The organism is Tenacibaculum sp. 1_MG-2023 (assembly GCF_030547425.1).
In the GTDB taxonomy this organism is placed as follows: domain Bacteria; phylum Bacteroidota; class Bacteroidia; order Flavobacteriales; family Flavobacteriaceae; genus Polaribacter.
This window is the reverse complement of record NZ_JAUORH010000011.1, coordinates 11,707-25,063: the sequence shown is the minus strand read 5'-3', so window position 1 is coordinate 25,063 and position 13,357 is coordinate 11,707. Positions and strand designations below refer to the sequence as shown.

General features: G+C 30.4%; 14 protein-coding genes and 2 tRNA genes. 5 read left to right on the top strand and 11 right to left on the bottom strand.

The window, feature by feature from the left end; translation table 11 throughout:
- Positions 1-63: 63 nt before the first annotated feature.
- On the top strand, positions 64-1,782 hold the full coding sequence (locus Q4517_RS09040) for a thiol-activated cytolysin family protein (RefSeq protein WP_303508262.1): 1,719 nt from the start codon (positions 64-66) through the stop codon (positions 1,780-1,782).
- A 149-nt stretch (positions 1,783-1,931) separates the two neighbouring features.
- Here Q4517_RS09040 and Q4517_RS09035 read toward each other — a convergent pair.
- A tRNA-Leu gene (locus Q4517_RS09035) sits at positions 1,932-2,018 on the bottom strand.
- Between the two features lie 37 nt (positions 2,019-2,055).
- A tRNA-Lys gene (locus Q4517_RS09030) sits at positions 2,056-2,128 on the bottom strand.
- A gap of 107 nt (positions 2,129-2,235) precedes the next feature.
- Here Q4517_RS09030 and Q4517_RS09025 point away from each other — a divergent pair.
- Positions 2,236-2,754 (top strand): shikimate kinase, encoded by a 519-nt coding sequence (locus Q4517_RS09025; protein WP_303508259.1) that lies wholly within the window; start codon positions 2,236-2,238, stop codon positions 2,752-2,754.
- On the opposite strand, the gene Q4517_RS09020 is transcribed toward Q4517_RS09025, so the two are convergent.
- Complete coding sequence (locus tag Q4517_RS09020; protein WP_303508255.1) at positions 2,746-3,249, bottom strand: phosphoribosyltransferase domain-containing protein; 504 nt, start codon at positions 3,247-3,249, stop codon at positions 2,746-2,748. The two genes, Q4517_RS09025 and Q4517_RS09020, sit on opposite strands and share 9 nt — an antisense overlap.
- 31 nt (positions 3,250-3,280) lie before the next feature.
- The gene (locus tag Q4517_RS09015; protein ID WP_303508252.1) at positions 3,281-3,670 is read right to left on the bottom strand and encodes an RNA-binding S4 domain-containing protein; all 390 of its coding nucleotides are present in this window, start codon (positions 3,668-3,670) and stop codon (positions 3,281-3,283) included.
- Between the two features lie 79 nt (positions 3,671-3,749).
- Here Q4517_RS09015 and Q4517_RS09010 point away from each other — a divergent pair, with 79 nt between their 5' ends.
- A complete protein-coding gene (locus Q4517_RS09010) occupies positions 3,750-4,646 on the top strand; it encodes an FKBP-type peptidyl-prolyl cis-trans isomerase (RefSeq protein ID WP_303508249.1) in 897 nt (298 codons plus the stop codon).
- A 70-nt stretch (positions 4,647-4,716) separates the two neighbouring features.
- On the opposite strand, the gene Q4517_RS09005 is transcribed toward Q4517_RS09010, so the two are convergent.
- The 5 genes from Q4517_RS09005 to smpB all read right to left on the bottom strand — a co-directional run bounded on the left by Q4517_RS09005 (position 4,717) and on the right by smpB (position 8,383).
- Entirely contained in the window at positions 4,717-5,343 is a 627-nt protein-coding gene (locus Q4517_RS09005) for a porin family protein (RefSeq protein ID WP_303508246.1), read from the bottom strand.
- A gap of 112 nt (positions 5,344-5,455) precedes the next feature.
- Complete coding sequence (locus Q4517_RS09000) at positions 5,456-6,406, bottom strand: transketolase family protein (RefSeq protein WP_303508244.1); 951 nt, start codon at positions 6,404-6,406, stop codon at positions 5,456-5,458.
- A 54-nt stretch (positions 6,407-6,460) separates the two neighbouring features.
- A complete protein-coding gene (locus Q4517_RS08995; RefSeq protein WP_303508242.1) occupies positions 6,461-7,042 on the bottom strand; it encodes a Maf family nucleotide pyrophosphatase in 582 nt (193 codons plus the stop codon).
- Positions 7,029-7,925, bottom strand: coding sequence for a hypothetical protein (locus Q4517_RS08990; RefSeq protein WP_303508240.1), 897 nt, complete (start codon positions 7,923-7,925; stop codon positions 7,029-7,031). Before Q4517_RS08990 ends, Q4517_RS08995 begins: the two co-directional genes overlap by 14 nt.
- The gene (smpB, locus tag Q4517_RS08985; protein ID WP_303508237.1) at positions 7,925-8,383 is read right to left on the bottom strand and encodes an SsrA-binding protein SmpB; all 459 of its coding nucleotides are present in this window, start codon (positions 8,381-8,383) and stop codon (positions 7,925-7,927) included. Before smpB ends, Q4517_RS08990 begins: the two co-directional genes overlap by 1 nt.
- A gap of 122 nt (positions 8,384-8,505) precedes the next feature.
- Here smpB and Q4517_RS08980 point away from each other — a divergent pair, with 122 nt between their 5' ends.
- Both Q4517_RS08980 and Q4517_RS08975 read left to right on the top strand, forming a co-directional pair.
- Positions 8,506-9,141, top strand: a complete 636-nt coding sequence (locus tag Q4517_RS08980; RefSeq protein ID WP_303508234.1) for an OmpW family protein — start codon at positions 8,506-8,508, stop codon at positions 9,139-9,141.
- 133 nt (positions 9,142-9,274) lie between these two features.
- The gene (locus Q4517_RS08975) at positions 9,275-9,997 is read left to right on the top strand and encodes a DUF6503 family protein (protein ID WP_303508231.1); all 723 of its coding nucleotides are present in this window, start codon (positions 9,275-9,277) and stop codon (positions 9,995-9,997) included.
- On the opposite strand, the gene Q4517_RS08970 is transcribed toward Q4517_RS08975, so the two are convergent.
- Together Q4517_RS08970 and clpB are read right to left on the bottom strand one after the other, a co-directional pair.
- Complete coding sequence (locus Q4517_RS08970; RefSeq protein WP_303508228.1) at positions 9,994-10,506, bottom strand: histidine phosphatase family protein; 513 nt, start codon at positions 10,504-10,506, stop codon at positions 9,994-9,996. The genes Q4517_RS08975 and Q4517_RS08970 overlap by 4 nt on opposite strands.
- Before the next feature lie 96 nt (positions 10,507-10,602).
- Entirely contained in the window at positions 10,603-13,206 is a 2,604-nt protein-coding gene (gene clpB / locus Q4517_RS08965; protein ID WP_303508225.1) for an ATP-dependent chaperone ClpB, read from the bottom strand.
- Between the last annotated feature and the right edge of the window lie 151 nt (positions 13,207-13,357).

Genomic DNA, 13,357 nt, shown 5'->3' with positions numbered 1-13,357 from the left:
TAAGGATGTTTAATTACTCCTCGAGGTCGTAATTAGTACAATGTTAAATTTAAAAATAAATAAATGAAAAATCTAAAAATACTTGGATTAACCCTTTTTTCAATTATTTCATGTCAAAAAGACGATTTATTACATAATTCTGAAATAAATTCTAGTAAAGAGCAGATAGCTCAATTTATAACACCAGATACATCTGATGGTATTCATAATTTAAATATTAGTGAACTGTATGATAACACTTCTTCTAAAGCTAAAAGAATAGCTATGGAAGAGAATTGTGTTAATAAAGAAATATCATTTACTCAAACAGATTCAGATTTTTTTATTCTAGATGCCAATAGTTCTTTATTATGGCCTGGTAATTTGGTAGCTGCAAGATCTATACAAGAAGGAGCTCCTGTGTCTATACCAATTTTTGGAGAAGACAGGAATTCAGTAGAGGTAAGAGTTAATGTGTTGTCAGGAACATCTGCTTCTACTTCAAGAACCATTGAAGAACCAACACCAGGTAAAGTTCAAGACAATTTAAATGCTATTTTAAATGCATATTATAAAAGTGAAGCTAATTTTCCTGCTAGCTTTGATATTAGTATTCAAAGAATTCATGATGAAAAACAGTTTCAACTTTCTTTAAATGCAGGATATTCTGGACCTAGTGTAAAAGTATCTGGTAGTTTTGGGGTAGATTTCTCTACTCAAAAAACTAGATATGCGGTTACCTTAAAACAACGCTTTTTTACAGCCTCAGTTTCTCCTAAAGAAGGAATTATAGGAAAAAATGGATGGTTTAACAACAATGTTTCTCCCGATAGGTTAAAACCGTATGTTACTGATTACTTAAATGTAAGTGAAGATCAACAAAATCCATCTTCTTATATAGAATCAGTAACTTATGGAAAACTATATACATTAATTTATGAATCAAGTAGTAGTGCTAAAGAAGTTGAAGCAGCATTAAATTTTGCTTACAAAGCAGTAGGAACACAAGTAAATGCAGAATTAGAAGCAAGATATAAATCTATTTTTAGTGAGTCCACTGTTAAAGTAAAACAATTAGGAGGTAATGCTACTTCAGGTATTGCATCATCTTTAGCTGCTATGGCTAATAACTTAGATAGAGTAGTTGACTTTTTGAAAGAAGGAGCAGAGGTATCAGTTGATAATCCAGGGTATCCTATTTCTTATAAAGTAAATTATACATATGATAATAGACCTTTCAAAGTAAGTTCAAATTTAGAATATACTATTAAAGAATGTGATTTAGTGTATTATGATAAGATAAGGGTAGACCCAACTAATGTGGCACTATATGGTAGTGATCATGGAACTAGTGGAGGAGAGCTTTTTGGTAGATTTTATGTAGAAAAGTATGATCAAGAATTAGGAACTTGGTATTTAACAGGGAATAAAATTTACTGGGGATACGGAATTGAAGATCATGTAGGATTGGATTATTATAAGTTTAACCAAAAAAGAAGTGTAGCTGATGGAAAAGTAATTGATTTTATGGTAAAGGCAAAAGCAGGTGAACGTTTTAGGATAGTTTCTGTAATAGGGGAATGTGACTCTGGATGTTATGTTTATAGAGATGGAGAAAAGGCTTTTAATGAATATGAGTATAATCTTAGTTTAAAAAAATGGGTAGATTATACAAGACATAACCCGTATGTAGATAATTATACAGTAGGAGATGGTCTTCATAACAAAACGTGGAACGGTGTAAGAACCATCGTTCAAGGAGATACTTGTTATTTAGATTATGATACATACATTTTAAACTAAATAAATTAATTATTTGATTTAATACAAGGAGGCTTTTTAGCCTCTTTGTATTTTTTTATAAAATTTAGATTATTTGAATTCAGTTCTTATATTTTTTTTGAATTCTACAGAAATAAAAAAGCATAATACAAAATGTATTGTGCCTTTTTTGGTGCACATAGCGGGAGTCGAACCCGCACGTTCTTACGAACACAAGCCCCTCAAGCCTGCGCGTCTACCAATTCCGCCATACGTGCATAAACTAAAAAAGTTAAGCATATGCTTAACTTTTTGTGACCGGGCTGGGGCTCGAACCCAGGACCCTCTCCTTAAAAGGGAGATGCTCTACCAACTGAGCTACCCGGTCATTGCTTCTTTGTGAAAGCGGTTGCAAATATACAACTGTTCTTTAAATCTGAAAAGCTTTTTTGTAATATTTTTTACCCATATTTGTAACTGCTTAATTACTAGTTTATGAAAATTATATTATTAGGGTATATGGCTAGCGGTAAATCGACAATTGGACGGTTTTTGGCAGAAAAGAAGCATATTCCGTTTATTGATTTAGATGAATATATAGAAAAAAGGGAAGGAAAAACGGTTTCTGATATTTTTGAGTTGAAAGGAGAAATTTATTTTAGAAAACAGGAACATGTATTTTTAAAAGAACTTTTAGAAAAAGAAGAAGGTTTTATACTATCTCTGGGAGGTGGTACACCCTGTTACGCAGGAAATATGGATGTGCTATTAAATTTTAAAAATGTGAAGTCTGTATACTTAAAAACAAGTATAAATACAATTGTAGACAGACTAAGAAACGAAAAAAGTCAACGTCCACTAGTAGCCCGTTTAAATAAAGAGGAATTAGCAGAGTTTGTTGCTAAGCACTTGTTTGAAAGAAGTTATTATTATAATCAAGCAACATATAAATTAGTAGTTGATAATAAAAGTGTTTATGAAATAATAGGAGAGTTACAAGAGTTACTAGGTTAAGTAAGCTATTGTTTCATTAGTTTTAAATTCTACAACTACATGTTCTTTAATAGACGTAGATAAAGAAATTCCTTTAAAATCAGCTTTTACAGGATACTTTTTATGGTTTCTGTTAACTAACACCGCTGTTTTAAATCGTTTTAAAGGAACTTCTAAGAAATGCTTTACACCGTATATTAAAGTAGTTCCTGAGTTTAAAACATCATCGACTAAAACTAATGCTTTATTTTGGTACTCTTTACTGTTAATAGAGGTTGTAATTGGACTTATAGGATTTCTCTTGTCTATTGAAACCTTACATAAAGTTATTTTTATAGGTGAAACTTCACTTAAGACAGTAGAAATTTTCTCTGCTAAAAAATATCCATTATCAGCAATACCAGCAATAATAATTTCTGTTTCGTTACTATTACTTTCATAGATTTGAAAGGCTATTCGACGAATTTTTTGTTCAACTTGAGTATTATTTAAGATAATATTGTTCGTGTCAGTCATTTTTGTTTGCTGGTTTAAACTTACTTTAGGATTACAAATTAACATCATTTTTATTAGAATCATCGTAATAATCGTCAATATCACGGCGATCTTTTTTAGTAGGACGTCCCGTCCCTTTTTTACGATAGTAATCTTTGGAATACTTTAGTAATTCCGTTTTTTCAAACTCTTCTTTAGGAGTTACATCTTTTCTATATAAATCAACCAATTTAGCACCTACACGACTAGGAGGAATGTCTAAAACCCTTATTTTATAATTAATTTGGTTTTTTCGAATAGTTATTTCTTCATTACCAAATATTTCTTTTGATGGTTTTAGGTTAGTACCCTCTATTTTAACATGTCCCTTTTTACAAGCATCAGTGGCAATACTACGGGTTTTAAATAAGCGAATACACCACAAATATTTGTCAATTCTCATATAAAAAGTTAATTTTTATCGTTTCATTTTTTACAAAGGTATAAAAATGGTAAATTGCGCGTTAAAATTTCAGAATTAAATGATAAAATTTAAACATCTATTTTATACAGCCATTATAGGTACTCTTTTGTATGCTTGTGGAAGTGATAGCAACTCAGTAGTTGACAATTTTGACCACGAAGCTCAAGCTTTGAAAGATAAAGATTCAATAGCAAAATTTTTAAAGAATTATTATTTTGATGATACAATAGATTCTATAAAACCTATAGTTGCTGGTAAAACACCATTATCAGAAGATACTAGATTAATAAAAAAGACACATACAGAAAACGATATTGAATATGATTTATATCATTTAGTTATAGAAGAAGGACAATCTCCGAAAGGTAACCCTACAGAGTTAGACTCTGTTCTAACTAATTATCAAGTATGGTATACAACTAAAGTAGATCAATTAGAGTTAAGCCAAACAGGAACTACTCCTATTTGGTGGAACTTGACATTATCAGGAAGTCAGTTTGATGCTCCTACGCCTATTAGAGGGTGGACCTTAGGTATTCCAAACTTTAAAGCAGGTATTAACACATCTAGTCAAGGAGAGCCTATTTCTTATGATGAATTTGGAAAAGGAATTTTGATTGTTCCTTCGGGCTTAGCTTATAGAAATTCGGTAAATGGAGGAATACCTGCCAATTCTCAGTTAATCTTTTATATTGATTTATTTGATTTTGTAGAAGATACAGATCATGATAGAGATGGAGTTGCTTCTATCAACGAAGATCTTGATGGGGATGGAAACCCTAGAAATGATGATACTGATAAAGATAATATTCCTAATTATTTAGATACCGATGATGATGGTGATGGTGTTTTATCAAAAGATGAGGATAAAAACGGAGATGGAAATCCAGCAAACGATTTTAGTGATCCAAATAAGCCTACGATACCAGATTATCTAAACAGAGATATTTTTTAGAGTTAAAAAAACATATAAAAAAACCGAAGTTTAATAAACTTCGGTTTTTTATGCTTAAAATTTTAGATGTTTAAAACCTGTATGACAAGCCTACAATAATTTGGTTTACACGAGTATCAAAATTTACGTTTCCAACATTAGAATCTACAAATTCAGCTTCAGTATCAGACAAAGCTCTTTCCCAACGAACATCTAAACCTAGTTTACCAAGTTCAACACCAGCACCTAATTGTAAACCAACAGAAAATCCATCAGAATTTACTTGTTTAAGATCTTCAATATCAAAATCAGAATCTAAAATATATTGAAAAGAAGGTCCTGCAAAAACATGTCCTACTTTTAAAAAATTTAAACCTAATAAAACAGGAATATCTATTTTTTGAATCTCGTAAGAGACATTCTGATTATTTGTTGAGTTGATTGATTTTCCTTCTGGATAATAAACAACATTATTATTCAATTGTGTATATACCAGTTCAGGTCTAATATATAAACCAGTAGCTGGTAGTTTTATACGTAACCAAGCACCAGCATGAAAACCTGTTTTGCTTTTTGCTCCATCAAAGACATCATTTTTTACATCAGAAAAAGAGTCAGAATTGTAGTTAATACCACCTTTAATACCTCCTTGTATTTGGCTTTGTGCTAACTGTGAGCCTCCAATTAGAAGGCATAAGATAAAAATTGCTTTTTTCATTGTTATTAATTTACACTGTTATAATTGGGTTAAATAGTTACTTTTTATATAAAAAAATACACCACTTTAAACCTTAAAAGTGATGTATTTATTGTTTAGTTACTTATGTTTTTTATTTTCTAGAAATAACTTTTTCAACTGCTTTTACTATGGCTTCATCGTTTAAACCGTATTTTTTCATTAATTGATCTGGAGTAGCAGATTCACCAAAACTATCATTTACAGCAACAAATTCTTGTGGAGTAGGGTTGTTAGTAGCTAAACAACGAGCAACACTTTCTCCTAAACCACCATATTTGTTATGTTCTTCTGCAGTAACTACACAGCCTGTTTTAGCAACAGATTTTAAAATAGTTTCTTCATCTAATGGTTTAATCGTATGAATATTTATTACTTCTGCAGAAATACCTTTAACTTCTAATTGTTCAGCAGCTTGTAATGCTTCCCATACTAAGTGACCTGTAGCAACAATAGTAACATCATTACCTTCGGTAAGTTGGATAGCTTTTCCTATTTCAAAAGGTTGGTCGGTCATAAACACTGGTACTTTTGGACGACCAAAACGTAAATATACAGGTCCTTTATGCTCTGCTATAGCCAAAGTTGCAGCTTTTGTTTGGCTGTAATCACAAGTGTTTATTACAGTCATTCCTGGCAACATCTTCATTAGTCCAATATCTTCTAAAATTTGGTGTGTTGCTCCATCTTCACCTAAAGTTAATCCTGCGTGAGAAGCACAAATTTTTACATTCTTATCAGAATAAGCAACTGATTGACGAATTTGGTCATAAACTCTACCAGTTGAAAAGTTTGCGAATGTACCCGTAAAAGGAATTTTTTCTCCAATAGCTAATCCAGCTGCAATTCCTATCATATTTGCTTCAGCAATTCCTACTTGATAAAAACGCTCAGGGTGATTTTTGGCAAATTCATTCATTTTTAATGAACCAGTTAAATCTGCACATAAAGCTACAACATTAGGATTTTTTTGTCCTAACTCGGTTAAAGCATCACCAAACCCAGATCGGGTATCTTTTTTTTCTGTATAAGTATATTTTTTCATCAGTTTGTGTTGTGTAAATACGCGTCAAAAATAATCTTTTATATAGATGTAAAGCTACAAATTTGATAATTCTTTGTAAAGTTTATGAACAGGAAATCCCATCACATTAAAATAACTTCCTTCAATTTTTATAATTCCTATTTTACCAATCCATTCTTGAATACCATAGGCTCCAGCTTTATCAAAAGGCTTATAAGTGTTTATATAATAATCAATTTCTTCGTCTAATAATTCTTTAAAGCTAACAATAGTAGTATCATTTATAGTTCTTTGAAATGATTTACTAGTAATGCATATAGAGGTGATAACTTCGTGTGTGGTATTGGATAGTTCCTTGAGCATTTGAAATGCTTCCTCGTAGTTTTTAGGTTTCCCTAAAGCTTTGCTATGTATCCATACGATAGTGTCAGATGTTATTAATAACTCATTTTCTTTTAAATCTTTTTTAAAAGGGGTAGCTTTCAAATCGGCTAAAAAATTAGTTATTTCTGCATGGTTTAGCTCTTTTGGGTAGATTTCTTCTACTTTCTTTGTTTTGATAGAAAAAGGAATATCTAAGCTTTTTATTAATTCTTGTCTTCTAGGAGAGTTTGAAGCAAGAATAATAGCGTATTTTGATAGTTTAGTTGATAACATATTTAATATAGTAAGCTATGATGGGGACACTTAAGAGGGCAAAAAAGAAGTTAAAGTAACTAATTTTATGTAAAATTTGGTAATCTTTAGTTTCAGAAGCTGCCATTAAACGGTAAATAAAGTATAGCTCAGGAATTGTTCCTAATAACATAATAGTTGAAAAAATGAATTTATTTTTAATAAAAGCAATTGCTATAGAAAACACAAAAAAACAACCTATTGCAGATAGCATCAAAGCTATATCTTTAGCTCTCTTCCTACCTAATAAAACAGGTAAAGTACTTTGTTTGTTTAAGTTATCTTGATTTATATTAATAATGTCAATAATTATTTCAATAACGATATTACTCAAAAAAGAGATAACTACATAACCAATAGTTATTAGTTGCAGGTCGTAAAAAAGCTCCCATTGTTCTATAGATAAGTTAAGAGGGAAATCAAACCATAAAAGTGTTAGTAAAGCAAAAGGCTTTAGGAAAGAAGTGACAATATTACTGAAAAAAGTTTTTTGAATATTATTTTTAGAATATAAGTACACAATGATGGGGCAAGTAATAAAAATAAAACCATACCATGGCTTACTTATTTTAACAGATAAAAATAAACCTATTATAATACCTATAAACATTAGGTAGATAGATGTTTTTTTTGCTTTTTGTAAAGGGAATTTAGTTTTTTTTTGTGGACTTCTGAAGTAAAAACTTGTCAGATAGCCAGATGCTAATAAAAAAGCGCTAGAAATAGATAATAGTCCTAAATCAAGAAAAGAAAGGGTTGTTTTAAAACCATAACCGTGTAAAAAAGAAAACTTAAATAAGAATAAAATAAAAATAAAGTATACAATTTTCTTCCACTGTATGATATTTAAAAAAGTATCATTCATTAATTATAAGTCTTTTTAATTCTGGCTAAATCACGTTTATTATCACGGTCTTTAATATTTTGTCTCTTATCGTGAGTTTTCTTTCCTTTCGCAAGAGCAAGATCTAATTTAGCCCAACCATTTTCATTAATAAATAAACGCAAAGGAACAATTGTACTACCTTTAGCTTCAACTTCTCTTTCAAGTTTTTTTAATTCACGTTTATTTAGCAATAAACGGCGCTCACTTTTAGGGTTATGGTTGTAATGGTGTCCAAAGGCATATTCCTCAATGTACATGTTCACTACAAAAAGTTCTCCTTTATCATTAAACTCACAAAAACTTTCAGTAATTCGAGCTTTGCTTTGTCGTATTGATTTTATTTCAGTACCAGTAAGTTGAATTCCTGCTGTGTATCTATCAAGTATCTCGTATTCAAAACGAGCCTTTTTATTCTGTATGTTAATCTTTTTTTGCATAAAATAGAACACAAATATAACTATAATTTTAAGTTGTTAAATAAAATTATTAGGCTATGATTAAAGTCATGTTTTTAGGGAAGAGTGGAGTGTAATTTTGCTCAAAAATTAAATTTATAATCATGAAAAAAATTATATTAAGTATTGTATTAGGAACCTTGTTTTTTAGTAATGTAAATGCACAAGAGACTTCTAAAAAAAATGATTTTAAAAAATGGCAAGCGCGTTTTAGATGGGTAACTGTTTTACCTAATGAATCAGCAACAATTGGTACTATTGGTGGTGATGTTGAAATAGGTAAAAACTTTATTCCTGAGCTTGATTTTACATACTATTTTACAGAAAATATAGCAGCTGAATTAATTTTAGGAACGACTAACCATGATGTAAAAGCTGTAAATACGACCTTAGGAAATGTTAATTTAGGTGATGTTTGGTTGTTACCTCCAACATTAACGTTGCAATATCATTTTAATATAAGTGATTTTAAACCTTACGTAGGAGCTGGTGTAAATTATACTATTTTTTATAATTTTGATCCAGGAGCAGTGGTTGATGTAGACTATGAAAATGGCTTTGGATATGCACTTCAATTAGGTTTCGATTATGATTTAGACGATACTTGGTTTTTAAACGTAGATGCTAAGTATATTGGATTAAGTACTAATGTTTCTGTAAATGCAGGTGTAGCAACAGTACCAGCTGAAGTAGATATTAACCCGTTACTAATTGGTTTTGGAGTAGGTATGAGGTTTTAAACCAATAAGTTTTAATCCCCTTGTATAGAGCTACGTAATTGTAGCTCTATTTTTTATGTTAAACTTAACAAGTAAAATTAATGAATACTTGTAAATTTGTTTACGATTTAACGACCAAAACAAACAAAATTTTATGCGATATTTATACATTTCACTACTTTTATTAATTGTTTCATGTAAGCCAAAATTTACAGCCCAACAAATAATAGATAAGTCAATAGAGTATTCTAAATTAAATGAAATAGGAAACGCTACAATTTCCTTTAACTTTAGAAAAAATCATTACAAAGCGACTAGAAATAATGGTACTTTTAAATTAGTTAGAACTATAAAAAATGACTCAGTAATAATAAAAGATGTGTTATCGAATGAGAATTTCAGACGCTTTGTAAATGATAGCTTAGTTGAACTAACAGAAAAAGATAAAAATCGCTATAGCAACTCTGTGAATTCGGTTCATTATTTTTCAGTCTTACCTTTTGGGTTAAATGATAAAGCAGTTCAAAAAAAGTTACTAGAGCCTGTTATGATAAAAGGAAAGGAGTATTATAAAATTAGAGTCACTTTTGCAGAAGAGGGCGGAGGAGAAGATTTTGATGATGTGTTTATATATTGGTTTGCAAAAGATAGTTTTCAGGTAGAATATTTAGCGTATAAATATCATACAAATGGAGGAGGAGTACGTTTTAGGGATGTAAAAGAGGAAAAAATAGTAAACGGTATCCGTTTTGTAGACTATAACAATTATAAGCCTTTAAATAAGGATATTGACTTTTACACTATTGATAAATTATATGAAGAAGGTAAGCTGAAAAAACTTTCTGAAATTGTTTTAAATGATATTAAATTAAACTAATCAATTGTTAACCTTTTAGAGGATACTTCTTTCTTATCAGAAGATATTTTAACCGAAATAACAAATACACTAGAGTTATCATTTTCATCCATTTGCTCGTATTTTTTTATATTTAAAATTTTGTTAGCAAAAGAAGGAGTAGTGTTACTATGACCAACTATTAAAACAGATTTTCCTTTTGTGTTTTTCTTAAAATTATCATCGTAGACCTTATTTGGATCATAAATGGTAATTTCTAATTTTTTACTTTTTGCTACAGGTGTCGCAGTTTGTATTGTTCTATTATAATTGGTAGAATATATAGCATCTAAATGAATGTCTTCAAAATATTTTTTCCATTTTTCAGCTCGCTGTTGTCCAATATCGTTTAAGTTCGGATTTTTATTTTTTTGATCTGTTCTGTCCTTTTCAGCATGACGAATTAAGTAATAAGTAGTATTAACTTCTTTTTGAGAGCAAGAAATTAATGTACTAAAAGCAAGAATACAACCTAAAAGATATTTTTTCACGATAAGTAATTGTTTTGAAGAGCCAATATAGTTAAAAAATAAAAAGCGATGCTTTTTTAAACACCGCTCTCTATAAACTAACTATAAAATAAATAGTTAACTTTCTATTAAATCAGATTGATTTCTAAATACCAATTCATTATCAAAAGCGTCTAGTAAAATAATACTATCAGTAGTTACTTGTCCTGATAAAATTTCTTTAGATAATTGATTTAAAACCTCTTTTTGAATCACTCGCTTTACAGGACGTGCACCAAACTCTGGTTGATATCCCTTTATAGCTAAATAAGCAATAGCTTCATCAGTAGCATCAAAAATTATGTTTTGTTTCGCTATCATTTTTTTAACGCTATTCAATTGTAGTTTTACAATTTCTTTAATATTATCTTGAGATAGCGGAGTAAATAAAATAATATCATCAATTCTATTTAAAAACTCAGGTCTTACCGATTGTTTTAACAGTCCTAAAACTTCTGTTTTTGCTAAATCCATAGTTGTATGAATATCACCTTTCATAGTATCAAATTTTTCTTGAATAATATGACTTCCCATATTAGAGGTCATAATAATAATGGTGTTTTTAAAATCAGCAACACGACCCTTATTATCAGTTAACCTACCTTCATCTAATACTTGTAGTAAGACGTTAAAGGTGTCAGGATGCGCTTTTTCAATTTCATCTAACAACACAACAGAATAAGGTTTTCTACGAACAGCTTCTGTTAATTGCCCACCTTCATCATAACCTACGTATCCCGGAGGTGCTCCAACCAACCTGCTTACAGAATGACGCTCTTGATATTCACTCATATCAATACGGGTCATGGCGTTTTCATCGTCAAATAAATATTCAGCTAAAGCTTTCGCTAATTCTGTTTTACCGACTCCAGTTGTTCCTAAGAACAAGAACGAACCAATAGGTTTATTTGGGTTCTGTAATCCTGATCTAGAACGACGTACCGCATCAGAAACTGCTTCAATAGCTTCTTCTTGACCAACTACACGGTTATGTAATTCATCTTCTAATTTTAATAACTTTTCACGCTCTGATTGTAACATTTTAGTTACAGGAACTCCCGTCCATTTAGCTACAACTTCAGCAATGTCATCATAAGTAACTTCCTCTTTAATTAATGCATTCTCACTTTGATTCGCTAAGATTTCTTGTTGTTTATCAAGTTCTTCTTGTGCATCTTTTATTTTACCATAACGTAACTCGGCTACTTTACCATAATCACCATTACGTTCTGCTTTTTCAGCTTCAAGTTTATAGTTTTCAATATCAGTTTTTAAACTCTGAACGGTATCTACAATGCTTTTTTCTGATTGCCATTTGGCATTGATTTCATTACGTTCTTCCTTTAAATTGGCTAAATCGGCATTTAAAGATTTTAACTTAGTTTCATCATTTTCACGCTTAATCGCTTCAATTTCAATTTCTAACTGCATGATTTTACGATCTAACACATCTAATTCTTCTGGTTTAGAATTGATTTCCATACGTAATTTAGAAGCTGCTTCGTCCATTAAATCAATAGCCTTATCTGGTAAAAATCGATTGGTGATATAACGTTGTGATAATTCTACAGCCCCTATAATAGCTTCGTCTTTTATACGAACTTTGTGGTGTGTTTCATATTTATCTTTAATACCACGTAAAATAGAAATAGCGCTTTCTGTATCAGGTTCGTTTACCATTACTTTTTGAAAACGACGCTCTAAAGCTTTATCTTTTTCAAAATATTTTTGATATTCATCTAGTGTCGTTGCACCAATAGCTCTCAATTCACCACGAGCTAAAGCTGGTTTTAAAATATTAGCAGCATCCATAGCTCCTTGACCTCCTCCAGCGCCTACTAAAGTATGAATTTCGTCAATGAATAGTACGATGTCTCCTTCAGACTTTGTAACTTCTTTTACTACAGATTTTAAACGTTCTTCGAACTCACCTTTATATTTGGCTCCAGCAATTAGCGCCCCCATATCTAAAGAGAAAATTTGCTTTTCTTTCAGGTTTTCAGGAACATCACCACGAATAATTCGGTGTGCCAACCCTTCTGCAATAGCTGTTTTTCCAGTACCAGGCTCACCAACTAAAATAGGGTTGTTTTTTGTTCTACGCGATAAAATTTGTAATAAACGTCTAATCTCTTCATCACGACCAATTACGGGATCTAATTTTCCGTCTTGTGCTAATTGATTTAAGTTTTTAGCATATTTATTCAAAGAGTTATAAGTATCTTCAGCACTTTGGGAGGTAACACGGTTTCCCTTACGTAACTCCTCAATAGCTGCTTTTAAACTTTTCTCAGTAACACCTTGATCTTTTAATACTTGTGCTATTTGACTTTTAGATTTAAAAATAGCTAAAATTAAATGTTCAATAGAAACGTATTCATCGTTCATTTTTTTAGCAACGATGGAAGCCTCATTTAATGTTTTGTTAGCTTCTCGAGAAAGCATTAAATCAGCACCAGTAACTTTAGAAAAACTTTCTAATTGTTTATCTAATACCTGTTGTACAACATCAATATTAATGTTTAACTTCTTTAGTATGAAAGGAAGCACATTTTCATCGACTAAAAGTAAGGCTTTGAAAATGTGTTCATTTTCTATAAGGTTGTTGCCATAGCTTTGCGCTAATTGTTGCGCTTGCTGTATGGCTTCTTGTGATTTTATTGTATAATTGTTAAAATTCATATCGTTTTTATTTTTCTCAATAAAAGTCAAATTCAATACCAATTGATTTTTTAAAGAGAAAAAAGACATTTTGTCTTTAAAAATGAATTTTTCATGACTTTTTGACTGTTGTTGTAATAACTAAGAGTAAAATATGTTACTAAAATAAGGA

What these genes read in the sequence shown, in the direction of transcription:
- Q4517_RS09040 (WP_303508262.1), top strand. Translation starts at nt 64, where the DNA reads ATGAAAAATCTAAAAATACTTGGATTAACCCTTTTTTCAATTATTTCA.
- Q4517_RS09025 (WP_303508259.1), top strand. Translation starts at nt 2,236, where the DNA reads ATGAAAATTATATTATTAGGGTATATGGCTAGCGGTAAATCGACAATT.
- Q4517_RS09020 (WP_303508255.1), bottom strand. Translation starts at nt 3,249, where the DNA reads ATGACTGACACGAACAATATTATCTTAAATAATACTCAAGTTGAACAA.
- Q4517_RS09015 (WP_303508252.1), bottom strand. Translation starts at nt 3,670, where the DNA reads ATGAGAATTGACAAATATTTGTGGTGTATTCGCTTATTTAAAACCCGT.
- Q4517_RS09010 (WP_303508249.1), top strand. Translation starts at nt 3,750, where the DNA reads ATGATAAAATTTAAACATCTATTTTATACAGCCATTATAGGTACTCTT.
- Q4517_RS09005 (WP_303508246.1), bottom strand. Translation starts at nt 5,343, where the DNA reads ATGAAAAAAGCAATTTTTATCTTATGCCTTCTAATTGGAGGCTCACAG.
- Q4517_RS09000 (WP_303508244.1), bottom strand. Translation starts at nt 6,406, where the DNA reads ATGAAAAAATATACTTATACAGAAAAAAAAGATACCCGATCTGGGTTT.
- Q4517_RS08995 (WP_303508242.1), bottom strand. Translation starts at nt 7,042, where the DNA reads ATGTTATCAACTAAACTATCAAAATACGCTATTATTCTTGCTTCAAAC.
- Q4517_RS08990 (WP_303508240.1), bottom strand. Translation starts at nt 7,925, where the DNA reads ATGAATGATACTTTTTTAAATATCATACAGTGGAAGAAAATTGTATAC.
- smpB (WP_303508237.1), bottom strand. Translation starts at nt 8,383, where the DNA reads ATGCAAAAAAAGATTAACATACAGAATAAAAAGGCTCGTTTTGAATAC.
- Q4517_RS08980 (WP_303508234.1), top strand. Translation starts at nt 8,506, where the DNA reads ATGAAAAAAATTATATTAAGTATTGTATTAGGAACCTTGTTTTTTAGT.
- Q4517_RS08975 (WP_303508231.1), top strand. Translation starts at nt 9,275, where the DNA reads ATGCGATATTTATACATTTCACTACTTTTATTAATTGTTTCATGTAAG.
- clpB (WP_303508225.1), bottom strand. Translation starts at nt 13,206, where the DNA reads ATGAATTTTAACAATTATACAATAAAATCACAAGAAGCCATACAGCAA.